The following is an 18,917-nucleotide window of genomic DNA, read 5'->3' as shown; positions in this document are numbered from 1 at the left end:
CCATACGCGAGACGAACATGACCCTCTCTGCCTTCAAAGCCTATGACATCCGCGGCCGCGTGCCGGATGAACTCAACGAAGACATGGCGACCCGCATCGGCGTGGCGCTCGCGGGAATGCTCGATCCCGGTCGCATCGTGGTGGGCCGCGACGTGCGTCTGAGCAGCGTCCCGATCCAGACCGCGCTCATCGACGGACTTCGCGCCACGGGCCGCGATGTGCTCGACATCGGGGAATGCGGCACGGAAGAGGTGTATTTCCAGACCGATCATCTGGACGCGGCAGGCGGCGTCATGGTGACCGCCAGCCACAACCCGATCGACTACAACGGCATGAAGCTGGTGCGCGAGGAGGCCAAGCCCATCAGCGGCGACTCGGGCCTGTTCGCGATCCGTGACTCGGTGTGGACGCTTACGGTTCCCACCGACCGCGACGCCGGCGCGCGCCTCCCGCATCCGGAGAAGTCGGCGTTCATCTCGCACCTGCTCGGCTATATCGATACCGCCGCGCTGCGTCCGCTGAAGATCGTGACGAATGCGGGCAATGGCGGCGCCGGTGCGATCGTGGACCTGCTTGCGCCGCACCTGCCGTTCGAGTTCGTGCGGGTGTTCCACGAACCGGACGGTCGCTTCCCCAACGGCATCCCGAATCCGCTGCTTCCGCAGAACCGCCAGGCCACCATGGACGCCGTGATCGCAAGTGGCGCGGACCTGGGACTGGCCTGGGACGGCGACTTCGACCGCTGCTTCTTCTTCGATCATCGCGGCCGTTTCATCGAGGGTTACTACCTGGTCGGCCTGCTGGCCCAGACCATCCTGCGCCGCAATCCGGGCGCCAAGGTGATCCACGATCCGCGGCTGACCTGGAACACGATCGAGATGGTCAACCAAGCCGGTGGCATCCCCGTGCTCAGCAAGACCGGCCATGCCTTCATCAAGGAACGCATGCGGACCGAGAACGCCGTGTACGGCGGCGAGATGAGCGCGCACCACTACTTCCGCGACTTCGCCTATGCGGATTCGGGAATGATCCCGTGGCTGCTCATCGCCGAATTGATCTCGACCAGTGGGACCTCGCTCGCCGATCTGGTGGAGGAACGCATGCGCCGTTTCCCGTGCAGCGGCGAAATCAACTTCAGGGTCGCCGATTCGCGCGAGGCCATCGCCCGGGTGATGGACCATTACCTGCCGAGGAACCCCGTGCTGGACTACACCGACGGCACCAGCGCGGACTTCGGCGATTGGCGTTTCAACCTGCGCAGTTCGAACACCGAGCCGCTGCTGCGCCTCAACGTCGAAACGCGTGGCGACGCCGCGCTGCTTGAGCGGCAGACGGCCGAACTGTCGGCACTCATCGGCACGCCGGATGCAGGCCACTAGCGCCGTCCGCACGCCGGTCCCAGAATCGCCCGGGCCGGGCACCGCCCCAGGGGCCGCCCGCCCACAGAACCAGGAAATACCGTGAGCTATGTCTTCATCGCCCTGACGATCCTGCTGACCGTGTACGGTCAGATCGTCCTGAAATGGCAGGTTGGCCTGAATCCGACGGCGACCATCGAGAACCTGACGCTGCGTCCGATCCTGACGCTGTTGTTGAATCCATGGGTCATCAGCGCCTTTGCCGCGGCGTTCGGCGCATCGCTGTGCTGGATGGCCGCCATCAGCCGATTGCCGCTGAGCAAGGCGTATCCTTTCACCGCCCTGAGTTTCCCGCTGGTGGCGCTGCTGGCCGCCTGGCTGTTCCACGAGAATTTCGACATGCACAAGGTCGGCGGCACTGCGCTGGTGATCGCCGGTGTCATCGTTCTTTCACGATCAGGAATCTAGACGTGGCACAGATCACCCATGGCGTTCGTTCGGTACTCTCCTCGGCCGTCGTCTACGATCTGACCCAGCGGATACTGGGTGCCGAACGCAGTCGCCGCATCCTGGTCCGCGATTACATCCGGCCCGAGCAGGGCGACCTCGTGTTCGACATCGGCTGCGGCACGGCCGAAATGCTGCGCCACCTGCCCGAGCACGTTCGCTACATCGGCTTCGACCTGTCGCAGGATTATATCGACGCAGCGCGCCGGCGCTTCGGTGATCGCGGCAGCTTCGAGTGCATCGACGTCGCCGACTACCAGGACACTGCGCACGACGGCGGCGCCGACATTGCCCTGGCCATCGGCCTGCTGCACCACCTCGACGACGATCGTGCGGCCGCCCTGATGCGGACGGCCTGGAACAAGCTGCGCCCGGGCGGCCGACTCATCACCATCGACGGCACCCTCGTCCCGGACCAGTCCGGCATGGCACGCACGATCATCCTCAAGGACCGAGGGCAGAACATCCGCGAACCCGGGCAGTACACGTCCCTTGCGACGCAAGCGTTCGGCTCGGTGAAGACGACCGTGCGGCATGACATGCTCTACGTGCCTTACACCCACTGCATCCTCGAATGCACGCGCTGAACGCAGCGCCCCAGGAAACCCGGAGCTTCCAGTGATTCCGTTCAACAAGCCCTATATGACGGGCCGCGAGCTGTCGAACATCGCCCAGGCGCACACCAATGGCCATCTGTCGGGCGATGGGATCTTCACCAAGCGCTGCAACCAGTGGCTGGAGCAGCACACCGGGGCCCGCCGCGCGCTGCTCACGCACTCGTGCACCGCGGCGCTGGAGATGGCAGCCCTGCTCCTGGACCTGGAGCCCGGCGACGAAGTGATCATGCCGTCCTTCACGTTCGTTTCGACCGCCAACGCCTTCGTGTTGCGGGGCGCCATACCGGTGTTCGTCGACATCCGGCCGGACACGCTCAACCTCGATGAGCGCCTGATCGAAGCCGCGATCACGCCGCGCACGAAAGCCATTTGCGTCGTGCACTACGCCGGTGTCGCGTGCGAGATGGACGCCATCATGGACATCGCCCGTCGTCATGGCCTGCACGTCGTGGAAGACGCCGCACAGGGCATCTACTCCACCTACAAGGGACGACCGCTGGGCGCGATCGGCGAACTTGGCGCGATGAGCTTCCACGAGACGAAGAACATCATCTCGGGCGAAGGCGGCGCGCTGATCGTTCGCGACGAGACGTTCGCCGAGCGTGCCGAGATCATCCGCGAGAAGGGCACCAACCGCAGCAAGTTCTTCCGCGGCCAGGTCGACAAGTACACCTGGGTCGACAAGGGTTCTTCCTACCTGCCGAGCGAACTCATCGCCGCGTTCCTGGCCGCGCAGATGGACGAGGGCGACGAGATCACCCGTCGCCGCATCGCCATCTGGGATCGCTACCACGCCTGGGCCGAACGCCACGAGGCCGATGGCCTGCTGCGCCGCCCGATCGTTCCGGAGCATTGCGGGCACAACGCGCACATGTACTACCTGCTGATGCCGAGCCTGGAGCACCGCACGCGCTTCATGGCGCGGATGAAGGAGTCCGGCGTGGGCACGGTGTTCCACTACATCCCGCTGCACAGCGCACCGACCGGCCTTCAGTGCGGCCGTGCCCATGGCGAGTTGCCGGTGACCGACACGACCAGCGATCGTCTGGTGCGGCTGCCCCTTTGGGTGGGACTGGAACCGCAGCTCGATCGCGTCCTGGAAGCGGCGGACGAAGCGCTGGGCGTCATGCTCGGCGCCTGATCGCCGCAGGCATTCGGGGCAGACGAGAAAAGGCGGCCGGTGACGGCCGCCTTTTCTTTTCTCAAGGCTTGGGCGGCTTGCCCGCGACCGGGCCGCGACGCTGCAACTGGATGCCGTACAGGCGAAGTTCGCTGGAGCCGTCGGTGAGGACGCGGATCTCCAGATCGCTGACATCACGGGGCAGATCGAACGGGAGCGTGACGCGCTGCCGCCCGGCGCGCGTAGGCGCACCGACAGCGCGTACATCGGCGCCCGCATTCGCCACGACGTCCAGATGCGCGACGCCTGGCCGCGGAGTGCCCGTCACTTCAATATCGAACGTGGCACTGTACTGGCCGTCCTCGAGCTTCACGTATGGGCCGAAGTGGAGATAGCCGCTCGTGCCTTTGCTGACCAGCATGGGCGCTCCACCTGCGGGCTGGACCAGTTCGCCCACGTTGTGCATCGACATCGGCGAGGGCGTGAGCCGCAGCGGCCGCCTCAGCTCGTCGTCCCAGCCGGGCAGAATATCTGCCGGGTTGCGCGGAAAGACGAGCACGGTGAACTTGCCCAACTTTTCGCTCTGGACCACGTCGCCAATCAGGGAAGTCAGCAGCGGCATGTCGAGCGCGGCAAGTTCCTCGTCAGTCAGTACGAAGAATGTCTTGCCCTGCCACGCATCAGGGCGATACCAGCGTTCGGAAGACAGATGGAACATGGGCCTTGGCAAGCCGCGCACGATCTGGATCTGCCGAACCTTGAAGCGTGAATCGCCCATCACCGTCAGTGCGCCGGCATTCCAGTACGAGCCGTAGCCATAGCGCAAGCCCTGCTCCTTCAGCCATCCGACTACCGGCGTCTGAAGGTTCTCAGGCCGATGAACCTGCGGGCGCGATATGGGATTGTCGGGGGAAATGCCGCTCCCAAGCAGCACGAGCGAAACGAGCACGCCGGTCACACGGAACAGGGGCCGCGCGTTCGGATCGAACGCATGGGCCACCACGACCAGGAGCGAAAGCACGACCGAAGGCACGAGATACCGGGAGGAGAACGCAGGATTCGACATATCCGGAATCGTGGTCGTCGCCTGCAGAAAGCAGAACAGCACCAGCGACGCTGCCGCAAAAGCCGCCAGGAAGCGACGTCCCGGTTGTGGATTACGGATTTCGGCGATGAGTGCCACGACGATGAGCGGCACGAGTGCCAACCCCGCGATGAAGCGCACAGCCTGGTATGCACCCACCAATCCGACCACATCGGCGCCCGCCGTCGGCATCGCGCCAAAGATCTCCAGCACGCCCTGCAGCGTGAACCCAAGATTGCGCATCATCTCGCCGGGGTTCAGCCAACGGGCCATGCCGGCCCCCTGGATGTTGTCCACTCGCGCGAGCACCGCCGCGTGAAGGACAGCGCCAAGCAATCCTGCGCCAAGGATGATTCCGGCAAGGACAATGGACTTTCGCAGCCGCTGGTCCACGTGAAAGCCCGAACTCCACGCGCGGAAGAGGACGTCGACCGCGATCACCGCCAACAGCGGCAACGCGTACGAGGCCGCTGCGCGCTGCGTATTGCTCCAGAAAGCCAGCGTGACAACGATGGCAAGCAGAGCGCCCCACAGCCAGTTACTGCGCCCGTCGGCCTGCATGAATCGCCATGCCAGGTAGACCTGAAAACAGGCGAGATAGAACACGGCGCCGTAAGACCCCTGGCCGAAAAAATTCTCGGCGACCTGTAGCGACAGACCGCTGGCGACGATCGCCACGCAGAGCAGGCGGATCCAGGCCGACCGTATCGCGATGCCGGCCGCCAGCCAGGTTCCCCAGAGCACCAGCAGCGACGTCACTGCACCCGCGATTGCATGCAGCAAGTAACCATTCTTCGCGAATGGAAGGAACGGCAGGATGAAGAGCTGCCCGAACACGACCATGAGGTCGCCATTCACGTATGTCCAGTCCGGCGGGAAGTACGAACCGGCCTCGTACATTTCCTGCGCCAGAAGATTCTTGGCCGCAGAATCAGAATGGAAGTATCCGAAGTAGCCGAAGAAGACGTAGTCCATCATCAGCGCCAGATTGCACGCCAGCACCACCAGCAGCGCCATCTTCGCAACGCGCGCCGCGGCAACGTGGTGACGTTCCCACTGGCCGCCGGTCAATCCCCAACCGCTCGACATTCCAATCCCCCTTATTGCGCCCTGTGGGCAGGCAGCGGCCCGGCTTTCAGGCTTCGTTTCGATATATCCACTCGAGCGTATCCCGCAACGGAATCTGCGGCAGCGGCCCGATCGCGCGTGCAAGTCGCCCGGCGTCGCCCCGCAAGCGCTTGACCTCGTTCGCGCGGACGAACGCGGGGTTGACCCTCACGTCCATGCGATGACCGCTGATCGACTCCATCAACGCGATGACCTCGCGCAATGAATACTCCTGCCCGGAACAGACGTTGAAGACGTCGTCCGCCGTCGCGCTTTCCGTCAGGCGCGTGTAGATCTCGGCCACGCCTCTCACGTCGTAGAAGTCCCTGGAGACGTCCAGGTTCCCCAGTTCGATGTGATCGGCCTTGCGCTTGAAATGCGAGACGATCTTCGGGATGAGGAACTTGTCCGACTGGCCGACACCGGTGTAGTTGAACGGCCGGGTGATCGTGATCGGCAGTTGCGAACGCCACAAGTTCGCCATGAACTCCATCGCCAGCTTGCTCACCGCATAGTCGTTCTGCGGCGCAGGGGCGACCTGCTCATCGACGCTGCCTTCGGCGTTGCCATAGACGTTCGCGCTGCTGGCGAGCAGCACACGACGCGGCTTGTGCTCGCTGGCGACCAGCCCTTCCAGCAGGTTGCGGGTGCCCACGACGTTGACGCGGTAGATCTCGTCCGCGTCGCCGTGTGCGACGAATGAGATCGCCGCGAGGTGGACCACGACGTCCGGCCGGGCCTGCGCCGCAGCCGAAAGCGTCGCATCCCGATCCAGGAGGTTGACGGCTTCCCCTTCGCCGCCGCCGTGCGACCAGGCCGCGACGCGGTAACCGGCGCGCTCGAGCGAAGCACGGACGTAACGCCCCGTGAAGCCCTCGGCGCCCGTCAGCAGCGCGATGGGAGCCCGATCAGAAGGAGAAGCCACGCTCGTTCCTAGCCAGGTCGGCACGGACCATCATTTCGCACAGTTCCTCAAGCGAGGTGCGCGGCTCCCAACCCAGCTTCTCCTTGGCCTTGGACGGATCGCCGATCAGCAGGTCCACTTCGGCCGGTCGATGGAACTTCGGGTTGATGCGCATGACGACCTTGCCGGTCGCCGTATCGAGCGCCGTTTCATCCTGGTCCCGGCCACGGAACTCGACATCGATTCCCGCTCCCTTGAACGCCATGCGCACGAAGTCGCGGACGGTCTCGGTGCGATTGGTCGCCAGCACGAAGGTGTCCGGCTCGTCCACCTGCAGCATCCGCCACATCCCTTCGACGTACTCCTTCGCGAAGCCCCAGTCGCGCTTGGCGTCGAGGTTCCCCAGCTCAAGGCAGTCGAGCATGCCGAGCTTGATCTTGGCCACCGAGTCGGTGATCTTGCGGGTAACGAACTCGCGACCACGCAGCGGACTCTCGTGATTGAAGAGAATGCCGCTGGTGCCGAAGATGTCGTAGCTCTCGCGGTAGTTCACCGTGATCCAGTGCGCGTAGAGCTTGGCCACGCCGTACGGGCTGCGCGGGTAGAACGGCGTGTCCTCGCGCTGGGGTACGGCCTGCACCTTTCCGAACATTTCGGAAGTCGAGGCCTGATAGAAGCGGATCTTCGGATTGACCAGACGGATCGCCTCAAGCAAATGCAGCGCGCCGACGCCCGTGATCTGCGCGGTCGTACCGGGCTGGTCGAAGCTGACCCCGACGAAGCTCTGCGCGGCGAGGTTGTAGATCTCGTCCGGCTGCACGCGCTGCACCAGCGCGATGCTGGAACCCAGGTCGGTCAGGTCGTACTCGACCAGATGGAGATTGGGATGCCCGCTGACGCCCAACTCGTCGATGCGCCAGAAGTTGACGGAGCTGGTTCGCCGATACGTGCCGTAGACGGTGTACCCCTTCTCCAGCAGCAGTTGTGCGAGATAGGCACCGTCCTGACCGGTGATCCCCGTGATGATTGCCTTCATGGCCATTCCCGTTAGTTAAGTAAATCTTCCAAAAACCAAGCGCGGCATCATACTTCGTTGGCCACGAGGTTCGGGCTACGTAGCGTGGCAACGCCATTGGCCACGTCCAGCTGCGCACCGCGAACTCGCAGGCGGGCAAGCAGATCGCGCTGAACCACGCCGCGTTCAGCTTCGCTCGCCCAGCAGGTGACAACGTCGCCTTGCTGAAGTTCCAGTACGTCGTCATTGAGTACGTCGGCCGGCAGTTCGAGCAGCGACATGGCCAGCTTGCGGGCATAGCGATAGCAATGCTCGTCCTGACGAATGTGAACGAGTTCGGTACGCCACCCCGGACGAGTGGCCGCAAGCGCGTTCCGCACGACCTGTGAGAACTCCGCCCAACCCGACTGCCCCTCAGAGGGAGCACCCGTGACATCAATAAGCCATTGGCGCGCCGGCAGGCGTGCCGGAAACGTGAGGGCAGCCGACTCCGCGATGGCGATAAGGTCGCGCTCGCTTGCTTGCGCGGCGTGGGTGCCGATCTCCCTGACCAGAGCCAGCTCGCCGTCGCGCTGCGCTTCATAGAATGCCTCAATGCGCTGATGGTACTGCTCTGCGCATGCGCGAGGCGCGTGCTTCTCTGCCACGATCCGAGCCGCGTTGCGCCCCAGTTCCTTGCGGAAGGCTTCATCGCGCCAGAGAGATTCCAAAGCCGCGACCAATTCGGCATCGGCGAACTCGTCATCCACGACAAGCACGGCCTCTCGAGGCAGATCGGCCATGGCCCCGTTGGCGTTCACGACGGTGGCAAGGCCGTAATTCATGCAGTCATAGACCGCGCCCGACGTTTCGCCTCTGGAGAGGGTTCGCAACTGGACCGCCACATCCGCCGCAGCCAAGTAGGCTTGGTACGTTTCCGTATCCGCCCATCCCGTGATGTTGACCTGGCCGCCGAGGCGCTTTTCGTCGATTTCGTGCTGCAGGCGTATGCCGTAGTCGCCGGTGTAGTTCTCTCCGACGAACACCAACTGCGACTTTGCCTGGCGCGATAGCTCCGACGCTGACCACGCATCGAGCAGCCGCGCGCTCAGCTTCGTCGGAGCGACATGCCCAAAACTGCATACTACGAAGTCATCGGGGTCGATGCCGAGCTGCCGGCGAGCCTCCTCGCGATCGATCCTCGTCGGCGGAGCGCGCAGATGCGGAATCTCGGCCCACGCATCGCTGGTGCCCGCGCCATACCATGCATTGCCCAGGCGCTGCGCGTAGCGCGAATGGACGATCAGCCCAATGTTCTCACCGAGCACATCGAAGTTGCAGGGATACTTGAAGATCATGCGCGCTATGTCAGTCGACGAAGCGTTATCCAGTAGCGCCGGATACCCATGAGAGCGGAAGAGGTCCTGCATCCATAGCTGTGGCTTGTCGCTGCTCAGCGCCAAATGCGCGCGAATGCCGCTGAGGAAGAAATCGTGCAGTACGACCACACCCGGGTTCGTCCGCATGAGATCGAACATGTGCGCATGGAACTGCGAATTGCCGACCTGATAGACGATCCGTTCGTAGTCCGCGTGGTGTTGCACGAACCATTCCACACTGCGCACCTCGGCGCACGCGCTGACCTGTGGCGCGACGAACTCATCCTGCGCCACGATCACGTCGATCTCGTAGAAGCGCGACAGCTCCGGGATGAGCTCCGTGCTGTAGTTCGCGATCCCGCTCCGCTCTGGCGGCAGCGGGGTAAGCAGTGCCAAGCGAGGACGCCGCGCGGGAACGGCAACGGCGGTCTGATCCGACGCGGTAGCGCGCCGAGCGGATTCTTCGAACGCCCCAAGGGCGCGACGCGCGCTTTCCTGCCAGGAGAATCGCTGCGCCTGTTCGTACCCATGGCCGACGAGATCGGCGCGGAATGCTTCGTTCGTCAGCACCTCGAACATCTTGGCCGTCATCGCCTGGTCGGAGCGCGGATTGAAAAGCGCATCGCGCCGTCCCACTACTTCGGGAAGGCTCGATGCATCCGCCGCGATCACGGGCGTGCCGCAATGCATCGCCTCAAGCACCGGCAGGCCGAATCCCTCATGGATGGAGGGAAACACGAACGCCTTGCTGAGGTTGTAGAGCGCAACGAGTTCGTCGTCGGACACGAAGCCTGTCAGGACGAGTTCGGATTCCTCCAGCCCTGCCGAGCGTGCGATTGCATGCAGCGTCTGCCGGCTGTCGTCCGTCACGGAGCACACGACAGCCAACTGGTGCGCGCGGCGGACATCGGGCGGGAGGGCCGCGAAGGCACGAATGAGCCCCTCGATGTTCTTCCGGTAATCGATCCCGCCGGTGTACATCACGAAGGGACGCACCAAGCCAAGCTTGCTGCGAAGTGCCAGCTCCGCTTCCGCGCTCACCTCGATGCGGCGGAACCGGTCATCGGCGGCAGAGGAAATGTTGACCACCGCGTCGGACGGAAACTCCAGGTACTCCACCGCCTCCTGCCGCGCGGATTCGGAAATCGCCAGCAGCAGGTTGGCACGCTTGAGCTGGTCGATCTTGGACAGGTACCAGGTCGCAGACGCCGGGTCCGACAGGTACTTCTCGCGATGGATGTACGGAATCAGGTCGTACAGCGTGGGGGCCACCGGGGTTCGCCCGGAGAATCGGCCGATGCTGGTGACGGCTGCGTCGCTCATGCCTTCGAAAAGGCTGGTGACATGCACGAAGTCGGGCTTGAGCCCCGTCAGGAAACACTCCCGGAGGATCTCATCGGCCACGCGACGCGCGGGCGAGAGGTGGCCGCCAGAAGGGTGCCACACGCGGATCGCATCCGATGGCAGCAGGCCGCTGAATGCTTCGCGGAGCGGCTCGATGCTGTCGGCCAGCGCGCCGTTGAGAGCGATGAGGATCTCGTGATCGCCTGCCTGCCCGGCCATCGCCTGGGCGAGTGACAGCGAGTAACGTCCGATCCCGCGGAACCGGCTGACACTCTGCGCACCCTGCAAATCGATCACGACCCTCATCACGCCGCTCCCTTTCTCGAAGCCTCACGCAAGGCATGCAAGAACTGCTGACCGCGGACGGAGAGGACTTCATCGGCCTTCACCGGCTCGCTGCTGGCCGCGACGAGCGTCTGCATCCGCGCGGTTTGCTCCCAGGCCCTGAGGCGCGCGTCCGCGCTCGGGACGAGTCCCACGATAAAACCCCTCAGTGCCGGTCGACGGTTGATCGGGCCGGCGACGGCGACGAAGAACGGGCTTGCGCCCCGCTTCACCCCTCTTTTCGCCGCGCCCACGAATTTGGCTGGCGAGCGAAACAGCATGCGCAACACGCGTCCAGTGAAACGGATCGGCCACGTCACTCGCCACGACAAGCTGCTCGCCATCAGGGCCACCTGATGTTGACCCTGCTGCGCTTCCAGTTCCCAACGATGCGCCTGCTCGCGCAGGTTGGCGATGGTTTCGTGTGACTGCTTCCACTCCCGCGCAAGCCACTGTCCCTGGGCAAGCTGTTCCTTGAGCAGTTCATCGAGCCGGTTGCGCGCGCTTTCGACGTTTTCAAGGTCACGCCGAAGACCCGCCACGTTCGACTCGGAAGCGGCCAGCTCGTTGCTCCACTTGCGCTCCTGCTCGGCCCATTGCTCGCGCCACCGCGCGCCAAAGGCGGACGTCGCCGTGCCGCTCAACGACACGCCATCGAACACGTTCGGCGGCACTGCGAATGCCGCGACGAGTTCGGGGTGCTCGGAGGAAACGTAGAAGCGGTTGAGGCCGTCGAAGTAGACGAACTCGTACCCCTTCTCGACAAGGATGGGATCCCACTCGTGGTGGTTTTCCACCTTCGTCATCGGCAGCGTGCTCTCCACGACGACGACCCAGGGCCGCACGGGCGATTCGCGCCAGCTGCGCAGCACCGAGGTCTCGGCGCCCTCGACATCCACCTTCAACCAGTGCACGTCACCGGGGGCACGCGCGAGCACTTCGTCGAGCGTAATGGAGGGCACGACGGTTTCGATGACTTCGAACTTGCTGGAGTGGCGCTCGGCCAGTGTTGGATCCAGCGTGCTCAGACCGGTCTTGGGCATCTCGTAGAACGAGAGCGTGCCCGGCGTGTCGGAGACGGCCGCATGGATGACCACTTCGTCCGGACGTGCAGCGCGCAGCTGCTGCGCGTACGTGGTGGCCGCGTCCACATGGATTCCCCGCCAGCCCTGTTCGTAGAACATGCGGCTGACCGAGTCCTCGTCGGGGCTCTGCGCGCCGATGTCGATGTAGGAGCCGTGCTCGACATGGCCGAGGGCCCGCCAGAGCATGACGTCTTCGAAATTCTGAGCGTAGGAAATCAGTCGGGTCATGGATGAGATGTGGAAGTCGTGGGCGCGGGGGCGGAAAAGTCCGGCCTCATTCGCGCGAGTTCGCGCTCGACCCGGCGCCGCCGATGTCGAAGCGTGCATCTAGCCAGTTGCTGCCGATGAACGTCGGCGACGAAACGTTCATCACGTCGAAAACGAGCAGGTTGTCGACCCACTCGTAGTTGTTCACCAGGTGGGTGTCCGTGCTCACCAGCGCCGGCGAGACGGAGTAGGAGCCCGGACCCAGCGTGCAGGTGAAGTTCATCGCGAACTCCACCGTGTCGCCCGCCTTGAGTCCAGAGCGCACCTGTCCGGTGTGCCAGGTGTTGGTGCCCCACACCACGTGCCCCTGCCGGTCGCGGAGCATGTACCCCAGGACGAGCTGCGGGACATCGCCGTGGATCTCCGCGCGCAGGCGCAAGTTCAGGCGCTGGCCGACCGTCGCCATCGACACCTCGCTGCCGGTGTCCGCATCGAACAGGCGCAGATCGACGATGCGCGCCTCGCCGGTTCCGCTGCGGGTCTGCAGCCAGCCCGCCTCGTGGCGAACCTGTTCGATGGAGCCGGCTTCGTTTTCCTTCTCGGCGATCATCGCGTTGTAGAAATCGACCACCTCGTCGGGCGCACCGTCCTTCACGACCCGTCCCTTGTCGAGCAGGATCACCCGGTCGCACAAGGTGCGCACGTCGCCCATGCTGTGGGTCACCAGCAGGATCGAAACGCCCTGGTCGCGATAGGAACGGATGCGATCGAAGCTCTTGTGCTGGAAGTAGCTGTCGCCGACAGACAAGGCTTCGTCGACGATCAGCAGGTCCGGCTTGAAGGCCGTGGCCACGCTGAATGCCACGCGCATCTGCATGCCGCTGGAATAGGTGCGCACGGGCTCGTCGAAGTACTCGCCGATCTCGGCGAAGGCTTCGATGTCCGGCATGGCTTCGGCGATCTGCGCCCGGCTGTATCCCATCAGGCCGGCCGAATGGAAGGCGTTCTCGCGGCCGGTGAGGTCCGGGTTGAATCCCATGCCAAGTTCGAGGATCGCGGCGATGCGACCGCCGGTGGCAACACTTCCCTCGGTCGGTCGGGTCGTGCCGGTGATGAGCTTGAGCAGCGTGCTCTTCCCCGCTCCGTTCTGGCCGACGATGCCGACCGTCTGTCCGGCTTCCACCGCGAAGTCGATGCCGCGCAGGACCCAATGCTCCTCGGCAGGCCGGACCGGAGCGCCGAACCACGAAGCTGCGCGCAGCCACTCGCTGCGCCAGCGGCGATAGGCCTTGCCCAGGCCCCGGGCTTCAAGCACACCGCTCATAGCGCGTCCACGATTTCAGGGCTGGCGCGACGGAACACGACCAGCGAGACGACAAGCAACGCGATGATCCCCACGCAAAGCCACAGCAGCTCCCTCCACAGCGGAGCGGTGCCGAAAACCAGCACGTTCTGGTAGCTGGCCACCAGCGGATACAGCGGGTTGAGCTTGAACCAGAACTGGAACTTCTGCGGCATGATATTCGTCACGTAGACGATGGGCGTCAGCCAGAACAACGCCTGCAGCACTACAGGCACCACCTGCCCGATGTCGCGCATGAACACGTTCATCACGCCAAGGATCAGTCCGAGCCCCATCGAAAGGGCGAGCGTGATCAGGATCAGCAGGGGCAGCCACACGATGTGGTAGCCCGGGAAGTGGCCGAGCACGGCGAACACCAGCAGGATCGCCGCCAGCAGCAATACATTGGTGACGAGCATGGTGCCCGCCGCGATGAGCGGAAGGCAGATGCGCGGAAACGCCATCTTCTTCATCAGGTTGCCGCTGTCGATGAACAGCGAAAGGCAACGCGTGACCGTCTCCGTGAAGAGCGTCCAGCAAAGCATGCCCGCCATCAGGTACAGCGCGTAGGCGTACTTGTTATCGATGCCGGGAAGCTTGGCGGCGAGCACTTCGGAAAGGATCGTCGCGAAGATCAGCACCTGCGCGAGCGGGTGGATGACCATCCACAGCCCACCCAGCTTGCTGCGGATGAAACGCGAGCGCAGGTCGTTACGGATGGAGGACAGGACAAAGAAGCGATAGCGCCATGCGGCGAGCAGCATGTCCATGTCACTTACCCGCGAATTGCGAAGCAGCAGGCTGGTTCATCGCGCGCTTGTGTCCAGCGCCCGGTCGATGTCGTTACGCAGATCGATCTCATCCTCCACGCCCACACTCAAACGCACCAGATTGTCGGTGATGCCCAGCGCCGCGCGGCGTTCGGCCGGGACGGAGGCGTGCGTCATGATCGCGGGATGGTTGATCAGGCTTTCAACGCCGCCCAGGGATTCGGCCACGGCGAACAGCTCGCAGCGCTCCATCATGCGGCGTGCAGCGGCTTCGCCGCCCTTGACGTAGATGCTCACCATGCCGCCGAAACCGTGCATCTGACGCTTGGCCAGTTCGTGCTGCGGGTGCGCGGCCAGGCCCGGATAGATCACCTTCTCGATCGCCGGATGCGTCTGCAGCCATTCCGCCAGGGCCTGCGCGTTCTCGCAGTGCGCCTTCATGCGCAGGTGCAGCGTCTTCAGGCCGCGCAGGGCGAGGAAGCTGTCGAACGGGCCCTGCACGCCGCCGATGGCGTTCTGCAGGAAGGTCATGCGATCGGCGATCTCGGCGTCGCCGCCCACCACCGCCATGCCGCCGACGATGTCGGAGTGGCCGTTGAGGTACTTGGTCGCCGAGTGCATGACGATGTGCGCGCCCAGTTCCAGCGGGCGCTGCAGGATCGGCGAACAGAAGGTGTTGTCGACCACGACGATCAGGCCGCGCTTGCGGGCGATCGCGGCGATCTGCGCGATGTCCACCAGCTTCAGCAGCGGATTGGTCGGCGTTTCGATCCAGACCATCTTCGTTTCAGGGCGGATCGCCGCTTCGAACGCGGCTGCGTCGCTCAGGTCGACCCAGCTGAAGTCCAGGCCGGCGGAGCGGCGGCGGACGCGCTCGAACAACCGGTAGGTGCCACCATAGACGTCGTCCATCGCGATGACGTGGCTGCCGGAATCCAGCAGTTCCAGGATCGTCGACGTCGCCGCCAGACCGGAGGCGAACGCGAAGCCGCGGGTGCCGCCTTCCAGGCCGGCGACGCAGCGCTCGTACGCGAAACGGGTGGGGTTGTGACTGCGCGAGTACTCGAAACCCTGATGCACGCCCGGGCTGCTCTGGGCATACGTCGAGGTGGCGTAGATCGGGGTCATCACCGCGCCCGTGGTCGGGTCCGGGGACTGTCCAGCGTGAATCGCGAGGGTACCTAGACCGGGCTTCTTCGCCCCGCCTTCGGCATGTCGTTCAGTCATTACGTCCTTCCAATTCCGCTAGCATGGGCGGCCGACGATTCTAGCACCGCACATGAGCCCTCCCAGGCGTTTGCCCCCGGATTTCAGCCGCAGTGCAGCTTATCCGCTGTTCGCGTTCGATCCAGCCGAAAACCGGGCCTGGGTGCTTCATTTCGAAGCAGATGACTACCGCCGGGCGAGCTTCCTCGACCGCCGCTCGCTGGGCCGCAGGGACGTCTCCGGCTGGACCGTCGACCGGGCCGAACTGGAAGCCGCGCTGGCCCGGACCGCGCCCCTGCGCGACGTGCACTGGCTGTTCCACATCGGCCACTGCGGCTCCTCGCTGGTGAGCCGACTGCTGGACCTGGTGCCCGGCGTGCTCGGCTTGCGCGAACCCCTGCCCCTGCTCACCCTCGCCCACGGCCGCGAGGATCCGGTGGTCACCGCCTGGGAAGCGCCTGTGCTGGCGTCGCTGGCGCGCGGCTTCGCCGACAGCACCGCGGTGATCGTCAAACCCACCAGCGTGGTCACGACCCTCGCCGATCGCCTGCTGCCCACCACCGGCCGCGCATGCCTGCTGTGGGTGGACCTGCGGACCTGGCTGGCGACCATGCTCCGCGACGCGCAGTTGATCGAAGGTGTGCTTTCGACCGAGCCCCTGCGCCTGGCCGGACAACCGGATCTGCCGGCGGCGGAGAGCGATGGCGCCCGCCTGGCCCGTGCCTGGCTGGTCGAGCAGCTGCGCTGGCGGCAACTGGCCGCCGAGCCCGAGCTGTCGGGCCGCCTGATCGACCTGGATTTCGCCGACGTGCTGCTCGATCCGGCGCCGACCGTCGCTCGACTGGCGGCCCACTACGGTCTGCAGGTGCCGGCGGACTGGACGCAGCGCATCAAATCGTCGGAGCTGCTCAGCCGGTATTCGAAGGACGGCGGCGCGCATTTCGACGCCAGCGCGCGACGTCGCGAACTCGCCGTTTCCGCACAGAAACATGCCGATGGCATCGGCGATGGCCTGGCGTGGGCGCAGGCCGCGCTCGCCGAAAGCGGACACGCCGACCTCGCCGCACGACTGCAACCGCGCGGCTGATCAGGCCAGGAACGTCGTCATCGCGTAACGCGTGCCGCGCTCGACCGGCCGCACTTCGTGCAGCAAAGAACACGAGAACACCAGCGCCGCGCCGGTGGGTGGGGAAAACAGGTGCGGGCCGAACTCCGGATAGCGGAATTCGCCGCCGACGTACTCGCCCTGGTTGAGGTTCACCGACAGGGCGAAGCGGCGATAGGCCACGTCGGGCGTTTCGTTGTCGCGATGCGCGCGGAAGTAACCCGCGTCTTCCGGATACGCCAGCAGCTTGAACGGATCGCGCCGGCGCACTTCGAAGTTGAACGCGCGCGCGATCTCCGGCAGCGCGCGGCGCAGCAGGCGCTCGTGCATGCGCGCCTCCAGCTGGGGGTCGCGCGGATTCACTTCGCGGCGTTGCTTGATGTCCGGATCGACCTGCAAGCGCTGTTGGCCGTCCTGCAGCACCAGCACCGCCGAAACGTCACCGCCGCCGCAGTCCACTTCCAGGTGGCGGATCAATGCCGCGCACAGCTCCGGTTCGAACACGCCGGGAATCTGCAGGACCGGCGCGATGGCGAGCGTGCGCTCACCCGGCAGCGGCGCGACTTCGCTCGCGATCTGCGGCGGCGCGTGGAGCGGCAACGGATGCGACGCCAGCAGCCGCAGGTTCGCATCGGCCTGCCAGAGCAGGCCCGCGCCGACTCCCGCGCACCAGCGGGCATCGGCGGAAAACGCGTGCCAACCGGCGGGCGCACCCTGCGTCACTTCCGCACCGACACACAGCGCCGTCACGCCCGCGGGAGGCGACGGAAGATGCGCGGCGGCCTGCGCGTCGACGGGCGTCGCCAGCCACAGCGGTGCGCCCGCGAACTCGGCATGCAGCGTTCGACCGGAGCCGTCGGCGGCGCGCAGGCGCACGTCGGGCAGGCGATCGCCCGGCAGCCAGTGCGCGGACGCCGCGGCGTTCATTACTGCACGCGCCTGCGCAGGTAGTTGAGCAGGTCGATGCGCGTGATCAGGCCGATGAACTTCTCGCCATCCACCACGATCGCCACGTGCCCGCGATCGAACACCGGCAGCAGCGACTCGATCGGCGAACGCACATCGATCTTGTCGAGCTTGCTCACCATCGCGGTCGACACCGGATCACGGAAGCGCGCTTCGTCGCCGTACACGTGCAGGAGCACGTCGCTTTCATCGACGATGCCGACGATGACGTCGCCGTCCATCACCGGGAGCTGCGAGACGTCGTAGAGCTTCATGCGCTGGTAGGCGGTGACCAGAAGATCGTTCGGACCGACCACCACCGTGTCGCGCTGCGAGAACGGGCGCAGGATCAGGTCGCGCAGGTCGCCGGTGGGCTGGCGCGCGAGGAAGCCGTTGTCGAGCATCCAGAAGTCGTTGTACATCTTCGACAGGTACTTGTTGCCCGTGTCGCAGACGAAGACGAGCACCTTCTTCGGCGTCGTCTGCTCACGGCAGTACTTCAGCGCCGCGGCGAGCAGCGTGCCGGTGGACGAACCGCCGAGGATGCCTTCCTTCTCCAGCAGCTCACGCGCGGTGAGGAAGCTTTCCTTGTCGCTGATCGCATAGGCCTTCTTCACGCGGGTGAAGTCGGAGATCGGCGGCAGGAAGTCCTCGCCGATGCCCTCGACCATCCAGCTGGCCGACTTGTCCGACAGCGTGCCGCGGTTGATGTACTCCTCCAGGATCGAACCGACCGGATCGGCGAGGATCAACTCGGTGTGCGGCGACTTCTCGGCGAAGCAGCGCGACAGGCCGGTCATGGTGCCCGAGCTGCCGCAACCGAACACGATCGCGTCGACGCCGCCGGCGTCGGCCATCTGCGCGAGGATTTCCGGGCCGGTGCCGAATTCGTGTGCGGCCGGATTGTCCGGGTTGCCGAACTGGTTGATGAAGTACGCACCGGGCGTTTCGCGCGCCAGTCGCTCGGCGAGGTCCTGGTAGTAGTCCGGATGGCCCTTGGCCACGTCCGAGCGCGTGAGCACGACCTGCGCACCCATCGCCTTGAGGTTGAAGATCTTCTCGCGGCTCATCTTGTCGGGCACGACCAGGATCAGCTTGTAGCCTTTCTGCTGCGCGACCAGCGCCAGGCCGATGCCGGTGTTGCCTGCCGTGCCTTCCACGAGCGTGTCGCCGGGGCGGATCTTTCCGGCCTTTTCCGCGGCTTCGATCATCGACAGGCCGATGCGGTCCTTGATGGAGCCGCCGGGGTTCTGCGATTCGAGCTTGAGGTAAAGCTCGCACACGCCGGTGTCCAGGCGCTGCGCCTTGATGACCGGCGTGTCGCCGATCAGTTCGAGTACGGATTGATGGATGCTCATCGGGGCAGTTTAAGAGCCCCGGGCGAATGGCGGGAATAGGCCGCAGGCATCAGCCCATGACGCGGTCGTGCTTGCGCGGCGCCGGCAGACGTGCGGGGGCAGGCGCCCATGGGCGGGCGCCGTGCGGAGTCAGGCGGGATCCTTCGCACCGGGGCGGCTGC

15 protein-coding genes are annotated in these 18,917 nt (G+C 65.0%); 5 read left to right on the top strand and 10 right to left on the bottom strand.

What is annotated here, in order from left to right:
• Positions 1–17: 17 nt before the first annotated feature.
• The 4 genes from AAFF32_RS07320 to rffA all read left to right on the top strand — a co-directional run bounded on the left by AAFF32_RS07320 (position 18) and on the right by rffA (position 3,623).
• Positions 18–1,379 carry a phosphomannomutase gene (locus AAFF32_RS07320; protein ID WP_342316956.1) on the top strand — a complete coding sequence of 454 codons (1,362 nt, stop codon included), beginning with the start codon at positions 18–20 and terminating at the stop codon, positions 1,377–1,379.
• Between the two features lie 81 nt (positions 1,380–1,460).
• Positions 1,461–1,826, top strand: a complete 366-nt coding sequence (locus AAFF32_RS07315; RefSeq protein ID WP_216960496.1) for an EamA family transporter — start codon at positions 1,461–1,463, stop codon at positions 1,824–1,826.
• A 2-nt stretch (positions 1,827–1,828) separates the two neighbouring features.
• Positions 1,829–2,452: a class I SAM-dependent methyltransferase gene (locus AAFF32_RS07310; RefSeq protein WP_342316955.1), complete on the top strand. Its 624-nt coding sequence runs from the start codon at positions 1,829–1,831 to the stop codon at positions 2,450–2,452.
• 31 nt (positions 2,453–2,483) lie between these two features.
• Complete coding sequence (rffA, locus tag AAFF32_RS07305) at positions 2,484–3,623, top strand: dTDP-4-amino-4,6-dideoxygalactose transaminase (protein WP_216960502.1); 1,140 nt, start codon at positions 2,484–2,486, stop codon at positions 3,621–3,623.
• Between the two features lie 61 nt (positions 3,624–3,684).
• Here rffA and AAFF32_RS07300 read toward each other — a convergent pair whose 3' ends face one another.
• The 8 genes from AAFF32_RS07300 to AAFF32_RS07265 are packed head-to-tail and all read right to left on the bottom strand — an operon-like array spanning position 3,685 to position 15,369.
• Positions 3,685–5,775 carry a hypothetical protein gene (locus AAFF32_RS07300; RefSeq protein WP_342316953.1) on the bottom strand — a complete coding sequence of 697 codons (2,091 nt, stop codon included), beginning with the start codon at positions 5,773–5,775 and terminating at the stop codon, positions 3,685–3,687.
• A 46-nt stretch (positions 5,776–5,821) separates the two neighbouring features.
• A complete protein-coding gene (locus AAFF32_RS07295) occupies positions 5,822–6,718 on the bottom strand; it encodes an NAD-dependent epimerase/dehydratase family protein (RefSeq protein ID WP_342316952.1) in 897 nt (298 codons plus the stop codon).
• Positions 6,702–7,733 carry a GDP-mannose 4,6-dehydratase gene (gmd, locus tag AAFF32_RS07290; protein WP_216960510.1) on the bottom strand — a complete coding sequence of 344 codons (1,032 nt, stop codon included), beginning with the start codon at positions 7,731–7,733 and terminating at the stop codon, positions 6,702–6,704. The genes AAFF32_RS07295 and gmd overlap by 17 nt, the downstream gene beginning before the upstream one ends.
• 47 nt (positions 7,734–7,780) lie before the next feature.
• A complete protein-coding gene (locus tag AAFF32_RS07285; protein WP_342316951.1) occupies positions 7,781–10,720 on the bottom strand; it encodes a glycosyltransferase in 2,940 nt (979 codons plus the stop codon).
• On the bottom strand, positions 10,720–12,051 hold the full coding sequence (locus AAFF32_RS07280; protein WP_342316950.1) for an FkbM family methyltransferase: 1,332 nt from the start codon (positions 12,049–12,051) through the stop codon (positions 10,720–10,722). The genes AAFF32_RS07285 and AAFF32_RS07280 overlap by 1 nt, the downstream gene beginning before the upstream one ends.
• A 46-nt stretch (positions 12,052–12,097) precedes the next feature.
• The gene (locus tag AAFF32_RS07275; protein WP_216960519.1) at positions 12,098–13,354 is read right to left on the bottom strand and encodes an ABC transporter ATP-binding protein; all 1,257 of its coding nucleotides are present in this window, start codon (positions 13,352–13,354) and stop codon (positions 12,098–12,100) included.
• Positions 13,351–14,142, bottom strand: a complete 792-nt coding sequence (locus AAFF32_RS07270) for an ABC transporter permease (protein ID WP_254200198.1) — start codon at positions 14,140–14,142, stop codon at positions 13,351–13,353. The genes AAFF32_RS07275 and AAFF32_RS07270 overlap by 4 nt, the downstream gene beginning before the upstream one ends.
• A gap of 36 nt (positions 14,143–14,178) precedes the next feature.
• Positions 14,179–15,369 (bottom strand): cystathionine gamma-synthase, encoded by a 1,191-nt coding sequence (locus AAFF32_RS07265; protein WP_342316949.1) that lies wholly within the window; start codon positions 15,367–15,369, stop codon positions 14,179–14,181.
• A 52-nt stretch (positions 15,370–15,421) separates the two neighbouring features.
• Here AAFF32_RS07265 and AAFF32_RS07260 point away from each other — a divergent pair, with 52 nt between their 5' ends.
• Positions 15,422–16,435 carry a hypothetical protein gene (locus AAFF32_RS07260; RefSeq protein WP_342316948.1) on the top strand — a complete coding sequence of 338 codons (1,014 nt, stop codon included), beginning with the start codon at positions 15,422–15,424 and terminating at the stop codon, positions 16,433–16,435.
• Here AAFF32_RS07260 and AAFF32_RS07255 read toward each other — a convergent pair whose 3' ends face one another.
• Together AAFF32_RS07255 and AAFF32_RS07250 are read right to left on the bottom strand one after the other, a co-directional pair.
• Positions 16,436–17,380, bottom strand: coding sequence for a 2OG-Fe(II) oxygenase (locus tag AAFF32_RS07255; RefSeq protein ID WP_342316947.1), 945 nt, complete (start codon positions 17,378–17,380; stop codon positions 16,436–16,438).
• Complete coding sequence (locus AAFF32_RS07250) at positions 17,380–18,756, bottom strand: pyridoxal-phosphate dependent enzyme (protein ID WP_216960530.1); 1,377 nt, start codon at positions 18,754–18,756, stop codon at positions 17,380–17,382. Before AAFF32_RS07250 ends, AAFF32_RS07255 begins: the two co-directional genes overlap by 1 nt.
• Positions 18,757–18,917 lie beyond the last annotated feature (161 nt).

The organism is Lysobacter sp. FW306-1B-D06B, assembly GCF_038446665.1.
Classification (GTDB): Bacteria; Pseudomonadota; Gammaproteobacteria; order Xanthomonadales; family Xanthomonadaceae; genus Lysobacter_J.
This window is presented reverse-complemented; position numbering and strand designations above follow the sequence as displayed.

Coding starts and splice junctions, on each gene's coding strand:
- AAFF32_RS07320 (WP_342316956.1), top strand. CDS start 18: ATGACCCTCTCTGCCTTCAAAGCCTATGACATCCGCGGCCGCGTGCCG.
- AAFF32_RS07300 (WP_342316953.1), bottom strand. CDS start 5,775: ATGTCGAGCGGTTGGGGATTGACCGGCGGCCAGTGGGAACGTCACCAC.
- gmd (WP_216960510.1), bottom strand. CDS start 7,733: ATGAAGGCAATCATCACGGGGATCACCGGTCAGGACGGTGCCTATCTC.
- AAFF32_RS07285 (WP_342316951.1), bottom strand. CDS start 10,720: ATGAGGGTCGTGATCGATTTGCAGGGTGCGCAGAGTGTCAGCCGGTTC.
- AAFF32_RS07280 (WP_342316950.1), bottom strand. CDS start 12,051: ATGACCCGACTGATTTCCTACGCTCAGAATTTCGAAGACGTCATGCTC.
- AAFF32_RS07275 (WP_216960519.1), bottom strand. CDS start 13,354: ATGAGCGGTGTGCTTGAAGCCCGGGGCCTGGGCAAGGCCTATCGCCGC.
- AAFF32_RS07270 (WP_254200198.1), bottom strand. CDS start 14,142: ATGGACATGCTGCTCGCCGCATGGCGCTATCGCTTCTTTGTCCTGTCC.
- AAFF32_RS07265 (WP_342316949.1), bottom strand. CDS start 15,369: ATGACTGAACGACATGCCGAAGGCGGGGCGAAGAAGCCCGGTCTAGGT.
- AAFF32_RS07260 (WP_342316948.1), top strand. CDS start 15,422: ATGAGCCCTCCCAGGCGTTTGCCCCCGGATTTCAGCCGCAGTGCAGCT.
- AAFF32_RS07255 (WP_342316947.1), bottom strand. CDS start 17,380: ATGAACGCCGCGGCGTCCGCGCACTGGCTGCCGGGCGATCGCCTGCCC.
- AAFF32_RS07250 (WP_216960530.1), bottom strand. CDS start 18,756: ATGAGCATCCATCAATCCGTACTCGAACTGATCGGCGACACGCCGGTC.